Source organism: Tsukamurella pseudospumae (assembly GCF_001575195.1).
Classification (GTDB): Bacteria; Actinomycetota; Actinomycetes; order Mycobacteriales; family Mycobacteriaceae; genus Tsukamurella; species Tsukamurella pseudospumae.
In genome coordinates this window covers 585,843-603,073 of sequence record NZ_LSRF01000001.1, presented here as the reverse complement: position 1 = coordinate 603,073, position 17,231 = coordinate 585,843, and the positions used below count along the sequence as shown (strand labels likewise).

Below are 17,231 nucleotides of genomic sequence, written 5' to 3'. Positions count from 1 at the left end.
TGCATGAGCACGGACAGTGCCGAGTACGACCTGGTGGTCCGCGGCCGCCGCATCGTGACCACCGCCGGGACGGTCGCCCGCGAGGTCGGGATCCGCGACGGCCGCGTCGTCGCCATCGAGCCGCTCGGAAACGGCCTCACGGGCCGGGAGGTCATCGAACTGCGCGACGACCAGGTGATGATCCCCGGACTCGTCGACACCCATGTGCACGTGAACGAGCCCGGTCGTACCGACTGGGAGGGCTTCGAGTCCGCGACCAAGGCAGCCGCCGCCGGCGGCGTCACCACCCTCGTCGACATGCCGCTCAACTCGATTCCGCCCACCGTCGACCGCGAGGCCCTGCGCCTCAAGCGCGAGGTGGCCGGGCCCAAGGCCCACATCGACGTGGGCTTCTGGGGCGGTGCCGTGCCGGGTAACAAGGACCAGCTGCGCGGCCTGCACGACGACGGCGTGTTCGGCTTCAAGTGCTTCCTGCTGCACTCGGGCGTCGACGAGTTCCCGGCGCTCACGGTGGACGAGATGCAGGAGGACATGGCCGAACTGGCCACCTTCGACTCCCTGATGATCGTGCACGCGGAGGACGCGTGCTCGATCGACCACGCCCCCGAGCCCACCGGAGCCGAGTACGCGGGCTTCCTCGCCTCCCGCCCGCGCGGGGCCGAGAACAAGGCGATCGCCGACGTGATCGAGCGCGCCCGTTGGACCGGCGCCCGCGCGCACGTGCTGCACCTGTCCTCGTCGGACGCACTGCCGATGATCGCGAGCGCGCGGCGCGACGGGGTCAAGCTCACCGTCGAGACCTGCCCGCACTACCTCACGCTGCTGGCGGAGGAGATCCCCAACGGCGCGACGGCGTTCAAGTGCTGCCCGCCGATCCGCGAGGCGTCGAACCGCGAGCTGCTGTGGGAGGGACTGCAGAACGGCACGATCGACTGCATCGTCTCCGACCACTCCCCCTCGACGATCGACCTCAAGGACGTCGAGAACGGCGACTTCGGTGTCGCGTGGGGCGGCGTCGCCTCGCTGCAGCTCGGTCTGTCCCTGATCTGGACCGAGGCCAAGCGCCGCGGTATCGGCCTCGAGCAGGTGCTCGAGTGGATGTCCGCGAACCCCGCCAAGCTGGCCGGCATGACGCGCAAGGGCCGGATCGCCCTGGGCTTCGACGCGGACTTCGCGATCTTCGAGCCCGAGGCCGCGCAGGTCGTGGACGTCCACCACCTGCATCACAAGAACGCCATCTCGCCGTACGACGGCAAGGCTCTCGCCGGCGTCGTGAAGGACACGTGGCTGCGCGGACAGAAGGTCGACTTCGAGACCCCGCACGGCAACCTGATCCGGCGCGGCGAGGCCTAGTAGGCCGACGCGTCCCGGGGCCGGCGGCGCACCGTCGGCCCCCGGAACGTGGGGTTAGAGCGTTCCCTTGGTCGACGGTACGCCCGTGACCCGCGGGTCGGGCTCGACGGCCGCGCGAAGGGCGCGGGCCACGGCCTTGAACTCGGCCTCGGTGATGTGGTGCGGGTCGCGACCGTAGAGCACCCGCACGTGCAGCGCGATGCGCGCGTTCATGGCGAGCGACTCGAAGACGTGGCGGTTGATCACCGTCGAGTACGGGACCCCCGGGTAGCCGCCGATCACCGAGCTGACCAGGTACTCGGGCTCGCCCGTGTGCACCGCGTAGGGCCGGCCGGAGACGTCCACCGACGCGTGCGCGAGCGTCTCGTCCATCGGGATGAAGCAGTCGCCGAACCGGCGGATGCCGCGCTTGTCGCCGAGCGCCTCCGCGAACGCCTGACCGAGCACGATGGAGGTGTCCTCCACCGTGTGGTGGGCGTCGATCTCGATGTCGCCCTTGGCCTGCACGGTCAGGTCGAAGCTGCCGTGCTGGCCGAACGCCGTGAGCATGTGGTCGAAGAAGGGCACGCCCGTGGAGATCTCGGTCTTCCCGGTGCCGTCGAGGTTCAGCTCGACGACGATGGACGATTCGCGCGTCGTGCGCTCGATACGGGCGATGCGATCGGTCATGAGCGGTCTCCGTCGTTCTTCGGTGCCAGCTTCTCGCTGATCGCGAGGAAGGCGTCGTTCTCGTGGTCCAGGCCCACCGTCACGCGGAGGAACCCGGGGATGTGCATGTCGCGCACCAGGACTCCCCCATCGAGGTAGGTACGCCAGGCGGCGGCCTCGTCGGCGAAGCCGCCGTAGAGGATGAAGTTCGCGTGCGATTCGATGACCTGGTAGCCCAGGGCCCGCAGCCGCGCCGCGATCCGGTCGCGTTCGGCGGACAGGTGCGCGACGGACGCGAGGGTCTCCGCGCGATGATCGATCGCGGCGATCGCGGCGGCCTGCGTGAACACGGACAGGTGATACGGAAGGCGCACCAGCTGGATGGCGTCCACGATCGCAGGCGCCGCAACGAGGTAACCCACCCGGCCGCCCGCGAAGGCGAAGGCCTTGCTCATCGTGCGGCTGACGATCAGCTTGCCGCCGAAGCGGTCCAGCAGGCGCACCGCGGACGGCCCCGAGCTGAATTCCCCGTAGGCCTCGTCGACGATGACGATGCCCGGCGCAGCCTCGATCATCCGGATCAGGTCATCCTCGGCGATGAGGTGCCCGGTCGGGTTGTTGGGGTTGGTCAGGAACAGCACGTCGGGCCGCAGCTCGTCGATGGCACCGACGGCGTAGTCCACGTCGAGCGCGAAGTCCGCGGTCCGCTTTCCCGGGATCCAGTGCGTGTCGGTGCCGTCCGAGATGATCGGGTGCATCGAATAGCTGGGCACGAATCCCATCGCCGTACGACCGGGACCGCCGAACACCTGCAGCACCTGCTGCAGGATCTCGTTGGAGCCGTTCGCCGCCCACACGTTCTGCGGACCGACGACGGTGCCCGTCCGCTCGGTCACGTACTCCGCCAACCGGTTCCGCAGCGCGGCCAGGTCGCGGTCGGGATACCGGTTCATCGCGGCGGCGGCCTCGCCGACGGCCTTCGCGATGTCCGCGACGAGCGCGGGACTCGGCGCATGCGGGTTCTCGTTGGTGTTCATCGCGGCGGCCACCGGCAGCTGCGGCGCCCCGTAGGGCTCCTTGCCGCGCAGCGTGTCGCGGATCGGCAGCTGGTCCAGCGTCACCGATTCACCGGGAAGCGGGGTCACGCGTTCCCACCCTTCAGCGACTCGAAGCGCAGCCGCACGGCCTCGCCGTGCGCCGGCAGGTCCTCGGAGTTCGCGAGGGTGACGACGGTGCCCGCGATGTCCTTGAGCGCGGCCTCGTCGTACTCGACGACGTGCACTCCCCGCAGGAAGGTCTGCACCGACAGCCCCGAGCTGTGCCGGGCGCAACCGGCGGTGGGCAGGACGTGGTTGCTGCCCGCGGCGTAGTCGCCGAGGCTCACCGGCGAGTGCGGGCCGACGAAGATCGCGCCGGCGGCACGGACGCGGCCGGCGACCGCGCGCGCCTCCGCGGTCTGGATCTCGAGGTGCTCCGCGGCGTAGGCGTTGACCACGTCGAGGCCCTCGTCGATGCCGTCCACGAGGACGGTGCCGGACTGCGGGCCGCGCAGTGCGGTGTCCACGCGCTCGCGGTGGCGCGTGACCTCGAGTTGGGCGGACAGCGCCTCGTCGACGCGGTCGGCGAGCTCGGACGACGTGGTGACCAGCACGGACGCGGCCATGACGTCGTGCTCGGCCTGGCTGATCAGGTCGGCCGCGACGTGCACCGGATCGGCGGTGTTGTCCGCGAGGATCGCGATCTCCGTGGGCCCGGCCTCCGCGTCGATGCCGACGAGACCGCGGCAGAGCCGCTTCGCGGCCGTCACGTAGATGTTGCCGGGACCGGTGATGAGGTCGACGGGGGCGAGTTCGGCGCCGTCGAGATCAGTGCCGCCGTGCGCGGCCAGCGCGATGCCCTGGGCGCCGCCGGTGGCCCACACCTCGTCGACGCCGAGCAGCGCGCAGGCGGCGAGGATCGTGGGGTGCGGCAGACCGTCGAAGTCCTTCTGCGCGGGCGAGAGCACGACGAGCGAGCCGACGCCGGCGATCTGGGCCGGCACGACGTTCATGACGACGGACGACGGGTACACGGCGTTGCCACCGGGTACGTACAGTCCGACGCGGTCGACCGGGATCCACCGCTCGGTGACGGTGCCTCCGGGCACCACCTCGGTCACGGTATCGACGCGACGCTGATCGGAGTGCACCTTCCTGACCCGCTCGATCGCGGTCTCCAACGCCGCACGGATCGCCGGATCCAGCTGCGCGAGCGAACGCTCCAGCGCCGCCGCGGGAACGCGGACCGAGGGCGGGCGGACACCGTCGAACGTCTCACCGAACTCGAGGGCGGCGTCGGCGCCGCGCTCGGCCACCGCGTCCACGATCGGGCGGACCTGCGGCACCACGGCGTCGACGTCGACGCCGCCGCGCGGAAGCGCCGCGCGCAACTCGGTGAGCGACGGGCGGCGACCACGCAGGTCGAGACGGGTCAGCTGCAGATCAGGCATGACCTCATTCTATGGGTCCCGCGCCAGCCCGTTTCCGCCCAGGGCGTCGGGCGCTGCGGCGCCCGTCACAGCCGGGACCGACGGTCCGCGCACCACCTGACGGTCCGGTAAGTTGTCGGCCATGGCTGAGAGCAACCACGGCGACCAGGGACTGCTGTACTGGCTGGTCAAGCACGTCTCGGTGGGACCGACGATCCGCGTGATCAACCGGCCCGTCGTCGAAGGGCTCGAGAACATCCCCGTCGACGGTCCGGCTCTGCTGGCCGGAAATCACCTGTCGATCGCGGACTGGTTGTTCGTGCCCCTGGTGGTGCCGCGCCGCATCTCCTACCTCGCCAAGAGCGACTACTTCACCGCGCCCGGCATCTCCGGGAAGCTGCAGAAGTTCTTCTACACGCAGACCGGGCAGGTGCCGATCGACCGCACCGGCGGCGACGCGGCGACGGCGGCGCTGAACACCGCGAAGAAGCTGCTCGCCGAGGGGCGCCTCGTCGGGATGTACCCCGAGGGCACGCGGTCCCCCGACGGCCGGCTCTACCGCGGCCGCACCGGCCTCGTGCGGATCGCGTTCGAAGCGAACGTGCCGATCATCCCCGTCGGCGTCGTCGGCACCGACAAGGTCTCCCCGCCCGGCCCCTTCAGCTGGCACGCGGAGCGCGTGCAGGTGAAGATCGCCAAGCCGATCGAGCCGATCGAGTACGACATCCCGTCGGATCCGGACGAGCGGCACGCGCTCGAGCGGTCCGTGACGGACCGGCTGATGCAGGAGATCCAGGCGCTGACGGGTCAGGAGTACGTCGATGAGTACGCCAAGAAGTGGCGCCCGCAGTCCTGACCCCGCGCAGCGCGCCCGCGATCTCGCGGTACTGCGCCGCGTACGGGACCGGATCGACCGGGAGTTCGCGCAGCCGCTGAACGTTGAGGAGCTCGCGCGGGGCGCGCACCTGTCCGCCGGGCACCTCAGCCGCGAGTTCCGCCGCGTCTACGGCGAATCGCCGTACTCGTACCTGATGACCCGCCGGATCGAGCGGGCGATGATGCTGCTCCGCCGGGGCGACATGTCCGTCACCGACGCGTGTTTCGAGGTCGGCAGCTCATCGCTGGGCACCTTCAGCACCCGGTTCACCGAGTTGGTCGGCGTGCCGCCGAGCGTGTACAAGCGCGACCACAGCGCGGCCGCGGAGGGCATCCCCGCCTGCCTCGCGCGGCAGGTGATGAGACCGGTCAGGAATCGAGAAGCGCCGCCCGCCGCGCCGCAATAGCCTGTGGGGCATGGACATCACGATCTCGCTCGCCTACCTGCCTCACACCGATGCGGAGGCCGCGCTCGGCTTCTACCGCGATACGCTCGGATTCGAGGTCCGCAAGGACGTCGGCTACCAGGACATGCGCTGGCTCACCGTCGGACCGGTCGGGCAGCCGCAGACCTCGATCCTCCTGCACCCGCCGGCCATGGACCCGGGCCTGACCGAGGACGAGAAGACCACCGTGCTCGACATCATCGCCAAAGGCGCCTACACGGCGATCACGCTCTCGACGGACGACCTGGACGGCCTGTTCGAGCGCGTCGCCGGTGCGGGGGCCGACGTGGTGCAAGAGCCGATGGATCAGGACTACGGCGTGCGGGACTGCGCCTTCCGCGATCCGGCGGGCAACCTGATCCGCATCAATCAGCTGTAGCGAGACCGCGTATGCAGTGCTTCCCCAACGGGGTTTCGCGTCCCAGGACCGCGCATGCTGGCAGCGGAGAGGGCAGGTGCATGCCGAAAGGGCATGCACACGGTGCATACCCACGAAATTGCAGGTCAGATGGCCTTTCGAAGAGGAGGGGTATGCGGGAAACGCATACCCCTCCTCCGACCAGTGGCGTAGAGCGCTTCGCGGCCGCTATGTGAACTGAGCGGGGGTATGCACCTCATGCATATCCCCGCCTCCGAAAAACGTCCCTGAGCTGGGAGAACAATGGGTATGCGTGGCGCGCATCGCCTTTCCGAACGACACGTGCGCCCCGCGCGGCCGGCGCTAACCGAGCGTCGCGGTGTCGATCACGAAGCGGTACCGCACGTCCGAGGCGATCACACGCTCGTAGGCCTCATTGATCTGATCCGCGGAGATCAGCTCGATCTCGGAGCCGATGCCGTGCTCGGCGCAGAAATCGAGCATCTCCTGGGTCTGCGCGATGCCGCCGATCATCGAACCGGCGAAGCTGCGGCGGTTGCGGGTCAGGTCGAAGACGTTGACCGGGACCGGGTTCTCGGGCAGGCCGACCTCGACCAGGGTGCCGTCCACAGCCAGCATGCCGAAGTACTGGTGCATGTCGAGGTTCGCCGACACCGTGTTGATGATGACGTCGAACGTGTTGCGCAGCACCTTGAAGGTGTCCGGATCGGACGTCGCGTAGTAGTGCGCGGCGCCGAGGCGAAGCCCGTCCTCCATCTTCTTCAGCGACTGGCTGAGCACCGTGACCTCGGCGCCCATCGCGGCGGCGAGCTTGACGCCCATGTGCCCGAGGCCGCCCAGACCGATGATCGCGACCTTGGTGCCCGGCCCCACTTTCCAGTGCCGCAGCGGGCTGAACAAGGTGATCCCCGCGCAGAGCAGCGGAGCCGCCGCGGCGTAGTCGATGCTCTCCGGGACGCGCAGCACGTAGTTCTCGTCGACGACGATGCCCGTCGAGTAGCCGCCCTGCGTGGGCTGCCCGTCCCGGCCCTTGGCGTTGTACGTGCCGACCATGCCGCGCTCGCAGTACTGCTCCTCGCCGCGCAGGCACGCCGCGCACTCGCGGCAGGAGTCGACGAAACAGCCGACGCCCACGCGGTCGCCGACGGCGAACTTCGTGACCTCGGAACCGACCGCGGTGACCTCACCGGCGATCTCGTGTCCCGGCACCACGGGGTACCGCGCCGGCCCCCACTCGCTGCGCACGGTGTGGATGTCGCTGTGACAGATGCCCGCGTAGCGCACGGCGATCTGGACGTCGTGCGGGCCGGGATCGCGCCGCTCGACGGTCATCGGCTCCAGCGGTTCGGTGGCGGACACGGCCCCATATGCGTTGACGATCATGGGTCCCATTGTGCGCTCTCCGAAGTACCGCCCGCCTCGTGACCCTCGCTACATGTCCAGCCCCAGGTCGAGGGCCCTCACCGAGTGCGTGAGGGCACCGACGGCGAGGTAGTCGACGCCGGTGCGCGCGTAGTCCCGCGCCACGTCGAGGTGCAGCCCACCGGACGACTCGAGCTTGGTCCGCGGGGCCGTCTTGTTCCGGCGCTGCACCGCGGACTGCGTCATCCACAGCGGCATGTTGTCCAGCAGAACGAGATCGACGCCGAGCGCGAAGGCCTCGTCGAGCTGCTCGAGCGAGTCGACCTCGACCTCGAGCGGCACCCCCGGTGCACGACGGCGTACCGCCTCCACCGCCGCCGTCACCGAACCGGCCGCGACCACGTGGTTGTCCTTGATGAGTGCGGCGTCGCCGAGCCCCATCCGGTGGTTGACTCCCCCGCCGGCGCGGACCGCGTACTTCTGCAGCGCGCGCAGGCCCGGCAGCGTCTTGCGGCTGTCGCGGATCTTCGTCTCCGTGCCGTCGACCTCCTCGACCCAGGCCGCGGTCGCCGTCGCGATGCCCGACAGATGCGTCAGCACGTTGAGCATCGTGCGCTCGGCGGTGAGCAGGGCGCGGGTCGGTGCCTCGATCGCCATCGCGACGTCGCCGGGCGCGATGACGGTGCCGTCGGCGATCTTCGCGGGCACCCGGTAGTTGCCGGGGCCGACCACCTCGTCGAGCACCCATTCCGCGACGGGCACGCCGGCCAGCACCCCGTGCTCCCGGCTGATCACCTTCGCGAGGGTGGTGGCACCGTCGGGCACCGTGGCCTCGCTGGTCACGTCCGGGCCGTACCGGAGGTCCTCGTCGAGCGCCGTGCGGATGAGCCGCACCACCTCGGCGCGGTCGGGCTCGAGCGTCAGTTCCGTCATCGGGTCGCCTCCAGCGCCTCGGTCGTGGTCTCCTGGCGGGCCAGCGCCTGCGCCGCCATCAGTCGTGCGACGGTGGCGAGCACGCCGTCCTCGTGATCGCGCGGGGTGGCCGCGGGCTCGTCGACGACGAACCCCGGGTCGGCGAGCAGCGCGCCGAGCTCGTCCAGGCCGTCGACGGTGCGCCGGACCCCGCAGAAGCGCGTCATGGCGTCCTGGAGCTCGGGGCGCTCCGCGCGCGCGGTCGACGGCGAGATCGGGCGCACGGCACCGTCGGGCAGCGCGGGGGCGACCTGCGCCGCGGACGCGACCCGCAGGCCCATGACCAGTGCCTCGAGCAGGCTGTTGGAGGCCAGGCGGTTCGCGCCGTGCAGGCCGGTGTGCGCGACCTCGCCGGCCGCGTACAGGCCCGGCGCGGTCGTCGCGCCGTGGAGATCGGTGACCACGCCGCCGCACAGGTAGTGCGCGCCGGGGACGACGGGGATGAGGTCCGTCTGCGGGTCCAGGCCTGCGCCCCGGACGGCTTCCGTCACCGTCGGGAAACGTTGCGCGACATCGGGGATCATCGTGGCGTCGAGGTACACGCACGGCGCGCCGGTGCGTTCCATCGCGTCGGTGACGGCGCGGGCCACGACGTCGCGCGGCGCGAGGTCGCCCATCGGATGCACGCCGGCCATGACCGCATCGCCGTTCGCGTCCTGCAGGTGCGCGCCCTCGCCGCGGACGGCCTCCGAGATCAGCGGTCGCCGACCGCGCGCGCCCGGCGTGTACAGCATCGTCGGATGGAACTGGACGTACTCCAGCTCGCGGACGTCCGCGCCGACGGCGGCCGCGAGCGCGATGCCGTCGCCCGTCGCACCGAGCGGATTCGTCGTGCTGGCGAACAGGTGCCCCGCGCCGCCCGTGGCGAGGAGCACCGTCCGGCCGAAGACGTCACCGTCGGGCGTGCGCACGCCGACGATCCGGTCGCCGTTCGCGAGCAGGGCGTACGCCTGGCCGGGCCGCGCGGTCAGCGTCGTGCGGGTCTTCGCGGCCGCGGTCAGGGCGCGCTGGACCTCCGCACCGGTGGCGTCGCCCCCGGCATGGATGATGCGGGACAGGCAGTGCCCACCCTCGCGGGTTCGCTTGAGCGTGCCGTCGGGGCGGCGGTCGAACTGCGCACCCCAGGAGATGAGCCGGTCCACCGCGGTCGGACCGTCGGCCAGGATCGACCGGGCCGCTTCGACGTCCACGAGCGGGCCGCCCGCCGCGACGGTGTCCGCGACGTGCCGCTCGACGGAGTCCTCCGGGTCGTTCACGTCGACGACCGCGATGCCTCCCTGCGCGTACGCCGTCGAGGTCGACGGTGCGCCGCCCACCGAGGGCTTGAACAGCACCGTCACCGTCAGGCCCGCATCGGCCGCCGCGATCGCGGCGGTGAGCCCCGCAACGCCCGCGCCGACGACGAGCAGGTCGGCAGCGTCGGGCCGCTCGGCCCCGGTCGTCATTCCCCGCCGCCGGGCTGCCCGATGCCGATCATGCGGGTCACGGCCTTGCGGCCGGCGTCGGCCATCGCGGCGTCCACGAACACCTCGTCCTTGCCCTCGACCAGGCACCGCAGTAGCGCGGCCGGCGTGATCATCTTCATGTACTTGCACGACGCGCGGTCGTTGACGGCGCGGAAGTCCACCCCGGGCGCCGCCATGCGCAGTTGGTGCAGCATGCCGACCTCGGTGGCCACGAGGACCTCCTTCTTGCCGGTGGCGCGCGCCTCGTCGAGCATGCCGCCGGTCGAGAGGATCTTGACCCGGTCGTCGGGGACGGCGCCCTCGCCGGCCAGGTACAGCGCGGAGGTGGCGCAACCGCACTCCGGGTGCACGTAGAGGTCGGCATCCGGGTGGGCCTTGGCCTGCGCGGCGAGCTCGTCGCCGTTGATGCCCGCGTGCACATGGCACTCGCCCGCCCAGATGTGCATGTTCTGCCGGCCCGTGACGCGCTTGACGTGCGCGCCGAGGAACTGATCCGGCAGGAACAGGATCTCGGTGTCCTCGGGGATCGACTGCACCACCTCGACCGCGTTCGACGACGTGCAGCAGATGTCGGTGAGCGCCTTCACCTCGGCGGTGGTGTTGACGTAGGAGACGACGACGGCACCCGGGTGCTCGTCCTTCCACTCCTGCAGTTCGACGGCCTTGATCGAGTCGGCGAGCGAGCAGCCGGCGCGCTGGTCCGGGATGAGGACCGTCTTCTCCGGGCTGAGGATCTTCGCCGTCTCCGCCATGAAGTGGACGCCGCAGAAGACGATCGTCGAGGTCGAGACGTCGGCGGCGATGCGCGAGAGCGCCAGCGAGTCCCCGACGAAGTCGGCGACGTCCTGAATGGCGGGCAGCTCGTAGTTGTGCGCGAGGATCGTGGCATCGCGGAGCTTCGCGAGTCGCTTGACCTCGGCGGCCCACTCCCGGTCGCCGTCGACGCCGGTGTACATGCCACCGCCCTCGACGATCCGGTCGTAGAGGGGCGAGCTGAATGCGGTGGCGGCGGACGTGGCTGTGGTCATCGCGGCGCCTCCCTTTCTGTCGGACTATTTATCGACCTATGATCGATATATGGCCGATGCTAGCACCGCTCCCCCGCACCGGGTCGCGCACGAGGTCCTCTCCGCTGTGTTCCGGGTCACTCCCTCGTCGGGGCCGGCGGGACCATCGGGCGTCCTCGAGGTCCTGCTGTGGCAGCGCGCGATGGCCCCGGACCAGGGCGCCTGGTCGCTCCCCGGCGGCCTGCTCGATCCGCGCGAGGACCTCCCCACGAGCGCGCGCCGGCTGCTCGCGGAGAAGGTCGACCTCACCGAGGTCGCCCACCTCGAGCAGTTCGCCGAGTTCTCCGACCCCCATCGCGTGCCCGCGAACGAGGACGCCGATCGCACCCTGGCGTCCACCTTCCTCGGCCTCGTCCGGTCCGGCACCGACCCACGACTGCCCGACGACACCACCTGGCACCCCGTCGAGGCCCTCCCCACGATGGCCTTCGACCACGCCGCGATGGTGCACCGCGCCCGCGCGCGCCTCGCGGCGCGCCTGTCGTACTCGAACATCGGCTTCGCACTGGCGCCGCGCGCGTTCCCGGTCTCGCAGCTCCGCGATGTGTACGTCGCCGTGCTCGGCTACCCCGTGGACGCGACGAACCTGCTGCGCATCCTCTCGCGACGCTCGGTGATCACGGCGACCGGCGAGACGGGGCAGGCCACGCGCGGGCGCCCGCCCGCGCTGTACCGGTTCACCGATTCCTACCTGCGCATCACCGACGAGTTCGCGACGCTGCGCCCGCCGGGCTGACGGCACCCTGCCGGGTGCGGCGCACCGTCGGACCCGCGGAGATCAGGCGGACTTCCGGGCGGCCCGGGCCCGTTCCCGCTCCACGGCACGGGCGCGACTCTCCTCGAACCGCACCACGTCGGCCTCGAGTTTCTCCAGGTAGCGGCCCAGCTCGTCGCGGTACTGCTCGCCCGCGGCCGAGACATCGGTCCGGTCGAACAGCCCCCAGATCGTGAAGATGGGTTTGAGCACATCGTCGAGGTGCTGCCGCAGATCGTAGATGCCGTGTTTGACCATGAGCACGCCGTTGCGGCGGAAGTCCGGCTTGCCCTCGCCGGGCATGACGAAGTTGGTGGTCACCTTGACGATGGACTTCAGCACCTGATCGGGCGCGATGTCGAGCGCCGCGGCCGTGAGGTTCCGGTAGAAGACCATGTGCAGGTTCTCGTCGGTGGCGATGCGCTTGAGCAGCGCGTCCGCGACCGGCTCGTCGCACACGCGGGCGGTCTGACGGTGACTGACCCGCGTCGCGAGTTCCTGGATGGTCACGTACACGACCTGGTCGAGGACGCCTCCGTACTGCTCCGGGGCCTCCACCCCGAGCTCCAGGTGCGTCATCCGGTCACGCTCGAGCTTGACCGGGTCGACGGAGCGGGTCACCAGGAGGTAGTCGCGCATCGCGATGCTGTGCCGGTTCTCCTCCGCGGTCCAGCGGCCCACCCAGGTGCCCCAGGCACCGTCGAGGGAGAAGTTGTCGGCGATCGTGCGGTGGTACGACGGGAGGTTGTCCTCGGTGAGGAGGTTGGTGATCATCGCGACGCGTGCGACCTCGGAGAGCGGCGACTGCCCCGGCTCCCAGTCCTCCCCTCCGAGCGCGGCGAAGTTCCGGCCGTCTCCGAACGGCACGTAGTCGTGCGGGCTCCACGGCTTCGCCACGCGGAGGTGACGATTGATGTTGTCCTCCACCACGGGCTCGAGTTCGGTCAGCAGTTGCAGGTCGGTCATCGTCGACATGGTCAGCGCCTCCGTCGTTTCGGACGATCCGATGGTAGGACGCCACGGGGCGACGGTGCAGCCGAACTTGCGGTACAAAAACAACGACCACCGCCGCTCCGTCACGCGGGCTACCGTGGCCACATGGGTCACCCGCGCAATGTCGATCTGGTCCTGGAAGGCGGCGGGATCCGCGGCATCGCGCTGCTCGGCGCCATCACGGAGCTGTCCGCCGCCGGCTACCGGTTCCCGCGGATCGGTGGCACCAGCTGCGGTGCGGTGGTCGGAGCGCTCGTCGCCGCGTACCAGCGCGCCGGCCGCCCGATCGAGGATCTCGTGGACGCGATGCACGAGGTCGACTACCGGAGGTTCGCGGACGAGTCCCGCGCGCAGCGCGCGTTCGGCCCGGTCGGCGACGGTGCGGCAGTCCTCCTGCACGACGGGATGCATTCGGGTGACCACCTCCTCGATTGGCTCACGCCCCTCCTCGCCGATGCGGGCGTGCGCACCTTCGAGGACCTGCGGATCATCGACGACCCGGGGTGCGGCCTGGCGGATTACCAGCGCTACTCGCTGGTCGTGAACGTCTCGGACGTCAGTCGGCGGGTTCTGGTCCGGCTGCCCTGGGACTACGACCAGTACGGCCTACGGGCCGACGAACAATCGGTCGCCGCGGCCGTGCGCGCCTCGATGTCGGTGCCCTTCTACTTCCGGCCGGTGCGGGTGAACACCGACCGGGGCGCGGTGACCTGGGTCGACGGCGCACTCCTCTCCGCCTTCCCTGTGCGGATGTTCGACAGGTCCGACGGACGCGTCGAGCGCTGGCCCACGTGGGGCATGAAGCTGTCGGCGCGTCCGAGCGTGCACGCACCGGACGCGCCACTCGACGGTCCGCTGCAGCTCGCCGTCGGGTGTCTGCGCACCGCGCTGGACCAGGACTCGAACCGGTACCGCCTCGCCGACGAGGGGATCACCAACCGCACCGTCTACATCGACACCGGCGCCGTCGGGAGCCTCGACTTCGATCTCGACACCGCGGCTCGTGAGGGGCTGCTCGACGCCGGACGGCGCGCTGCGCGAGAATTCCTGACGACCCAGACACCCGAGCCGGGAGCGCCATGACCAGCACGTCCGAGGGCCCGTCGGAGGAGTCGTCCGCCGAGATCGCGGCCGACGAGACCGGCGACGTCGCACGCGGCCTGAGCATTGGCGCCGGCGCGGCCGTCCTGTTCCTCCTGCTGCGACTGCTGGCCGTGGCGGACTGGGACTGGAACACCGCGACGGCGATCATGGCGGTGACCGACGTCAACGACGCGCTGACCATGTTCTTCGGGACTCTGATGGGGGACGCGGCGTTCACGGGAGCTCTCGTGGCCCTACTGCTGCCGATCACGCTGCTCAAACTGGTGTGGCCGATCCGCGGCACTCGCACGGGTGTCGTAGACACCAGCCTCACGCTCGCGCTGCTGATCGCCGCCGCGGTCGCCCTGTCGGCGACCTATCGGTACGTCTGGGTGCCGATCAGCGCCGTGGTCGTCGGGCTCCTCGTCGTCGCGATGCGGCTGTTCTGGCGGCACGGCGTGCTCCGCCGGTTCACGGAGTTCGTGTTCCGGCGCGCCACTCTGATCGCGGGGATCGGCCTGCTCGCGATCGCCGGCCTCGTCGAGACGCCGTGGGTGCCGCTCGAGGACGTCGTGACGAAGACGGGGACCGTGCACGGCTACGTCCTCAAGGCGGAGCCGGGATTCCTGACGGTGCTCACCGAACCGGACCGGCAGGTGCGCGTCCTCACCACTGCCGACGTGCTCGAACGGCGCTGATCACCCTCGGGAACATAATCGGACCACGGTCCGTTACAGTTCTCGAAGGGCCCGATGGAGGCCCGAACGGGAAGGATCGACATGCAGTTCGGAATCTTCAGCGTCGGCGACGTCACCGCGGACCCGACCACCGGCACCACCATCAGCGAGCACGACCGCATCGAGATGATGACGAAGATCGCGATCAAGGCCGAGGAAGTGGGCTTCGACGTCTTCGCGACCGGCGAGCACCACAACCCGCCCTTCGTGCCCAGTTCCCCCACCACGATGCTCGGCTGGATCGCCGCCCGCACCGAGAAGCTGCGCCTCTCCACCGCCACCACACTGATCACCACCAACGACCCGGTGAAGATCGCCGAGGACTACGCGATGCTGCAGCACCTCGCGAACGGGCGGGTCGATCTCACGCTCGGCCGCGGCAACACCGGCCCCGTCTACCCGTGGTTCGGCAAGGACATCCGCCAGGGCATCCCGCTGGCCATCGAGAACTACCACCTGCTGCGCCGCCTGTGGCGCGAGAGCGTCGTCGACTGGGAGGGCGAATTCCGCACGCCCCTGCAGAGCTACACCTCGACGCCGGCGCCGCTGGACGGCACGCCGCCGTTCGTGTGGCACGGCTCGATCCGCTCGCCCGAGATCGCCGAGCAGGCCGCCTTCTACGGCGACGGCTTCTTCCACAACAACATCTTCTGGAACAAGGAACACACCGAGCAGATGGTGCGCCTGTACCGGCAGCGCTTCGAGCACTACGGGCACGGCTCCGCGGACCAGGCGATCGTCGGGCTCGGCGGTCAGGTCTTCATGGCCGAGACCGAGGCCGAGGCCAAGCGCCGGTTCCGCCCCTACTTCGACAACGCGCCCGTCTACGGCCACGGCCCGTCGTTGGAGGACTTCGAGAAGATGACCCCGCTCACCGTCGGCACCCCCGAGCAGGTGATCGAGAAGACGCTCGGCTTCGCCGACTACGCGGGCGATTACCAGCGCCAGCTGTTCCTCGTCGACCACGCCGGCCTGCCGCTCGAGCAGGCGCTCGAGCAGGTCGAGATCCTCGGCACCCAGGTGGTTCCCGTGCTGCGCAAGGAGTTCGAGCTGCGCCGCCCCGCCCACGTCCCCTCGAATCCGCCGACGCACGAGTCGCTGGTCGCGGCCGGTCCCGACTCGCCGCATCACGACGTGGTGCCGTCCGCCGCCCTGCTCGCCGGACAGGAGGCCTGACGATGTCGCGTTCCCTCGTCGTCGTCACGGCCGGCGTGTCCGAGCCGTCGTCCACCCGACTGCTCGCGGACCAGCTGGCGGATGCCGTCCTGGCCGGGGTCTCGGCCCGGGGTGAGGCGCTGGAGGTCGCCGTCATCGAGGTCCGGGAGCTCGCGCGCGTCCTCGCGACGGTGATGACCACGGGCGTTCCCACCCCCGCACTGACCGCGGCGCAGGATGCGCTCGCTGCGGCCGACGGCGTCATCGCCGTCTCGCCGGTGTTCACCGCCAGCTACAGCGGGCTGTTCAAGATGTTCTTCGACGCGCTCGACCCGAATTCACTGACCGGGGTGCCCGTGCTCATCGCCGCCACCGCCGGCACGCCGCGACACTCGTTGGTGCTGGACCACGCGCTCCGGCCGCTGTTCGGCTACTTGCGCGCCCGGACCCTCCCGACCGGCGTGTTCGCCGCCACCGAGGACTTCGGCTCGTCCGAGCTCGCGGCCCGGATCTCACGGGCCGGGGGTGAGCTCGCCGGCGCCCTGGTCACGTCCGACGGTGCCGTGGCCGGCTTCGGCGGACCGTCGGACCTGGGCGCCCCACGGCGCTCCGGGAAGGGCACCGACCTCGGCCCCGTCACCGACTTCGCCGACCTGCTCCGCGGGCACACCGGCTAGACGGTCGTCCGCCAACCGGCCGAACAGAGCGATCACCGTGCACCACAGGGCTGCGACGCCCGGCCACACCATGACCAGCACCCACGACGCGAGGTCCGCGATCGTGCCGCCGGAGTGATCGGCCGGGGCGAGAAGATTGGCACCGTCGAGGCGGATCGACGGGGCCGCGGTGAAGTCCGAGCCGGCGGCGACCGGTCCAGTGAACCGGGCGTTCACCACCGCCTGGCCGAGGAGGACGGCGACCACCACGCCGATCACCGCCGCACCGAGCGTGATCCCGACACCGCGCGGCGTTCGGCGCGCGCCGCGGAACAGCGCCGCACCGGTCAGCAGCCCGCCGACCGTCGACACCGCCGCGAACGCGGCCGTCGCGACGAAGAAATTGTCCAGGTAGTCCGTGCGCAGCACGGTCTGCCCGGACGAGAGCACCACCCCGCGCACGCCCGGCACCGTCGTTCCCCAGACGAGGGCGGCGGCGGCCCCGAGGACCGCACCGACCACGATCGGCACCACGACGTGGGAGGTCGCGCTGGGCGCGGTTCGAATAGCCATCAGGGTAAGCGTATCGACCGTTCCTGTGCGGCCGGCGTCAGCGCTCGCGGCTCTTCGAGTCCAGCTCGCCGTGCCGGGAGCAGCGGGCGGTCCAGCCGTCGGGGCTGACCTGCACGATCATCCGGCGCGCACAGTAGGCGCAGTAGCGCGGCGGCTCGAGGCCGAGGAGCGCCGCCGCGAAGACGGGCGCCCCCTCGGCGAGCGGCTTGCCGGTGAACTCGTTGTACACCGGCTCCTTGTCGGC

Annotated in this window: 18 protein-coding genes; 9 read left to right on the top strand and 9 right to left on the bottom strand. The window is 70.6% G+C overall.

Features of this window, described 5'->3' with window-relative positions; translation table 11 throughout:
* The first annotated feature begins 3 nt into the window (after window positions 1–3).
* Window positions 4–1,353: an allantoinase AllB gene (gene allB, locus AXK60_RS02820; protein WP_068569438.1), complete on the top strand. Its 1,350-nt coding sequence runs from the start codon at window positions 4–6 to the stop codon at window positions 1,351–1,353.
* A gap of 54 nt (window positions 1,354–1,407) precedes the next feature.
* Here allB and hisB read toward each other — a convergent pair whose 3' ends face one another.
* Genes hisB through hisD form a run of 3 tightly spaced genes read right to left on the bottom strand, consistent with a single transcriptional unit; the run spans window position 1,408 to window position 4,489 of the window.
* Complete coding sequence (gene hisB / locus AXK60_RS02815) at window positions 1,408–2,022, bottom strand: imidazoleglycerol-phosphate dehydratase HisB (RefSeq protein ID WP_068569437.1); 615 nt, start codon at window positions 2,020–2,022, stop codon at window positions 1,408–1,410.
* Window positions 2,019–3,146: a histidinol-phosphate transaminase gene (locus tag AXK60_RS02810; protein WP_068569436.1), complete on the bottom strand. Its 1,128-nt coding sequence runs from the start codon at window positions 3,144–3,146 to the stop codon at window positions 2,019–2,021. The genes hisB and AXK60_RS02810 overlap by 4 nt, the downstream gene beginning before the upstream one ends.
* Window positions 3,143–4,489, bottom strand: a complete 1,347-nt coding sequence (gene hisD / locus AXK60_RS02805; RefSeq protein ID WP_068569435.1) for a histidinol dehydrogenase — start codon at window positions 4,487–4,489, stop codon at window positions 3,143–3,145. Before hisD ends, AXK60_RS02810 begins: the two co-directional genes overlap by 4 nt.
* A gap of 121 nt (window positions 4,490–4,610) precedes the next feature.
* Here hisD and AXK60_RS02800 point away from each other — a divergent pair, with 121 nt between their 5' ends.
* The 3 genes from AXK60_RS02800 to AXK60_RS02790 are packed head-to-tail and all read left to right on the top strand — an operon-like array spanning window position 4,611 to window position 6,169.
* Window positions 4,611–5,324 (top strand): lysophospholipid acyltransferase family protein, encoded by a 714-nt coding sequence (locus AXK60_RS02800; protein ID WP_068743410.1) that lies wholly within the window; start codon window positions 4,611–4,613, stop codon window positions 5,322–5,324.
* A complete protein-coding gene (locus AXK60_RS02795; protein WP_068569434.1) occupies window positions 5,290–5,751 on the top strand; it encodes a helix-turn-helix transcriptional regulator in 462 nt (153 codons plus the stop codon). Before AXK60_RS02800 ends, AXK60_RS02795 begins: the two co-directional genes overlap by 35 nt.
* Window positions 5,752–5,761: 10 nt before the next feature.
* Window positions 5,762–6,169: a VOC family protein gene (locus tag AXK60_RS02790; RefSeq protein WP_068569433.1), complete on the top strand. Its 408-nt coding sequence runs from the start codon at window positions 5,762–5,764 to the stop codon at window positions 6,167–6,169.
* A gap of 342 nt (window positions 6,170–6,511) precedes the next feature.
* Here the strand turns inward: AXK60_RS02790 and AXK60_RS02785 are convergent, their stop codons facing one another.
* The 4 genes from AXK60_RS02785 to nadA are packed head-to-tail and all read right to left on the bottom strand — an operon-like array spanning window position 6,512 to window position 10,997.
* Window positions 6,512–7,561, bottom strand: coding sequence for an NAD(P)-dependent alcohol dehydrogenase (locus AXK60_RS02785; protein ID WP_082777750.1), 1,050 nt, complete (start codon window positions 7,559–7,561; stop codon window positions 6,512–6,514).
* A 39-nt stretch (window positions 7,562–7,600) separates the two neighbouring features.
* Window positions 7,601–8,464: a carboxylating nicotinate-nucleotide diphosphorylase gene (nadC, locus tag AXK60_RS02780; RefSeq protein WP_068569431.1), complete on the bottom strand. Its 864-nt coding sequence runs from the start codon at window positions 8,462–8,464 to the stop codon at window positions 7,601–7,603.
* A complete protein-coding gene (gene nadB, locus AXK60_RS02775) occupies window positions 8,461–9,948 on the bottom strand; it encodes an L-aspartate oxidase (RefSeq protein ID WP_068569430.1) in 1,488 nt (495 codons plus the stop codon). The genes nadC and nadB overlap by 4 nt, the downstream gene beginning before the upstream one ends.
* Window positions 9,945–10,997: a quinolinate synthase NadA gene (gene nadA, locus AXK60_RS02770; protein ID WP_068569429.1), complete on the bottom strand. Its 1,053-nt coding sequence runs from the start codon at window positions 10,995–10,997 to the stop codon at window positions 9,945–9,947. Before nadA ends, nadB begins: the two co-directional genes overlap by 4 nt.
* A 49-nt stretch (window positions 10,998–11,046) precedes the next feature.
* Here nadA and AXK60_RS02765 point away from each other — a divergent pair, with 49 nt between their 5' ends.
* Window positions 11,047–11,772 carry an NUDIX hydrolase gene (locus AXK60_RS02765; protein ID WP_068569428.1) on the top strand — a complete coding sequence of 242 codons (726 nt, stop codon included), beginning with the start codon at window positions 11,047–11,049 and terminating at the stop codon, window positions 11,770–11,772.
* A 42-nt stretch (window positions 11,773–11,814) separates the two neighbouring features.
* Here the strand turns inward: AXK60_RS02765 and AXK60_RS02760 are convergent, their stop codons facing one another.
* Window positions 11,815–12,756: an acyl-ACP desaturase gene (locus AXK60_RS02760; RefSeq protein WP_068569922.1), complete on the bottom strand. Its 942-nt coding sequence runs from the start codon at window positions 12,754–12,756 to the stop codon at window positions 11,815–11,817.
* Between the two features lie 132 nt (window positions 12,757–12,888).
* Here AXK60_RS02760 and AXK60_RS02755 point away from each other — a divergent pair, with 132 nt between their 5' ends.
* The 4 genes from AXK60_RS02755 to AXK60_RS02740 all read left to right on the top strand — a co-directional run bounded on the left by AXK60_RS02755 (window position 12,889) and on the right by AXK60_RS02740 (window position 16,435).
* On the top strand, window positions 12,889–13,866 hold the full coding sequence (locus tag AXK60_RS02755) for a patatin-like phospholipase family protein (RefSeq protein ID WP_068569427.1): 978 nt from the start codon (window positions 12,889–12,891) through the stop codon (window positions 13,864–13,866).
* Window positions 13,863–14,564, top strand: a complete 702-nt coding sequence (locus AXK60_RS02750) for a hypothetical protein (RefSeq protein WP_068569426.1) — start codon at window positions 13,863–13,865, stop codon at window positions 14,562–14,564. Before AXK60_RS02755 ends, AXK60_RS02750 begins: the two co-directional genes overlap by 4 nt.
* An 81-nt stretch (window positions 14,565–14,645) precedes the next feature.
* Window positions 14,646–15,779: an LLM class flavin-dependent oxidoreductase gene (locus AXK60_RS02745; protein WP_068569425.1), complete on the top strand. Its 1,134-nt coding sequence runs from the start codon at window positions 14,646–14,648 to the stop codon at window positions 15,777–15,779.
* A 2-nt stretch (window positions 15,780–15,781) separates the two neighbouring features.
* Window positions 15,782–16,435 (top strand): CE1759 family FMN reductase, encoded by a 654-nt coding sequence (locus AXK60_RS02740; RefSeq protein ID WP_068569424.1) that lies wholly within the window; start codon window positions 15,782–15,784, stop codon window positions 16,433–16,435.
* 589 nt (window positions 16,436–17,024) lie between these two features.
* Here AXK60_RS02740 and bsaP read toward each other — a convergent pair.
* Window positions 17,025–17,216, bottom strand: a complete 192-nt coding sequence (gene bsaP, locus AXK60_RS02735) for a biotin synthase auxiliary protein BsaP (protein ID WP_068569920.1) — start codon at window positions 17,214–17,216, stop codon at window positions 17,025–17,027.
* Window positions 17,217–17,231 lie beyond the last annotated feature (15 nt).

What these genes read in the sequence shown, in the direction of transcription:
- AXK60_RS02755 (WP_068569427.1), top strand. Translation starts at nt 12,889, where the DNA reads ATGGGTCACCCGCGCAATGTCGATCTGGTCCTGGAAGGCGGCGGGATC.
- AXK60_RS02765 (WP_068569428.1), top strand. Translation starts at nt 11,047, where the DNA reads ATGGCCGATGCTAGCACCGCTCCCCCGCACCGGGTCGCGCACGAGGTC.
- allB (WP_068569438.1), top strand. Translation starts at nt 4, where the DNA reads ATGAGCACGGACAGTGCCGAGTACGACCTGGTGGTCCGCGGCCGCCGC.
- hisD (WP_068569435.1), bottom strand. Translation starts at nt 4,489, where the DNA reads ATGCCTGATCTGCAGCTGACCCGTCTCGACCTGCGTGGTCGCCGCCCG.
- nadA (WP_068569429.1), bottom strand. Translation starts at nt 10,997, where the DNA reads ATGACCACAGCCACGTCCGCCGCCACCGCATTCAGCTCGCCCCTCTAC.
- nadB (WP_068569430.1), bottom strand. Translation starts at nt 9,948, where the DNA reads ATGACGACCGGGGCCGAGCGGCCCGACGCTGCCGACCTGCTCGTCGTC.
- AXK60_RS02795 (WP_068569434.1), top strand. Translation starts at nt 5,290, where the DNA reads ATGAGTACGCCAAGAAGTGGCGCCCGCAGTCCTGACCCCGCGCAGCGC.
- AXK60_RS02740 (WP_068569424.1), top strand. Translation starts at nt 15,782, where the DNA reads ATGTCGCGTTCCCTCGTCGTCGTCACGGCCGGCGTGTCCGAGCCGTCG.
- AXK60_RS02790 (WP_068569433.1), top strand. Translation starts at nt 5,762, where the DNA reads ATGGACATCACGATCTCGCTCGCCTACCTGCCTCACACCGATGCGGAG.
- AXK60_RS02800 (WP_068743410.1), top strand. Translation starts at nt 4,611, where the DNA reads ATGGCTGAGAGCAACCACGGCGACCAGGGACTGCTGTACTGGCTGGTC.
- AXK60_RS02760 (WP_068569922.1), bottom strand. Translation starts at nt 12,756, where the DNA reads ATGACCGACCTGCAACTGCTGACCGAACTCGAGCCCGTGGTGGAGGAC.
- hisB (WP_068569437.1), bottom strand. Translation starts at nt 2,022, where the DNA reads ATGACCGATCGCATCGCCCGTATCGAGCGCACGACGCGCGAATCGTCC.
- nadC (WP_068569431.1), bottom strand. Translation starts at nt 8,464, where the DNA reads ATGACGGAACTGACGCTCGAGCCCGACCGCGCCGAGGTGGTGCGGCTC.
- AXK60_RS02785 (WP_082777750.1), bottom strand. Translation starts at nt 7,561, where the DNA reads ATGGGACCCATGATCGTCAACGCATATGGGGCCGTGTCCGCCACCGAA.
- AXK60_RS02745 (WP_068569425.1), top strand. Translation starts at nt 14,646, where the DNA reads ATGCAGTTCGGAATCTTCAGCGTCGGCGACGTCACCGCGGACCCGACC.
- AXK60_RS02750 (WP_068569426.1), top strand. Translation starts at nt 13,863, where the DNA reads ATGACCAGCACGTCCGAGGGCCCGTCGGAGGAGTCGTCCGCCGAGATC.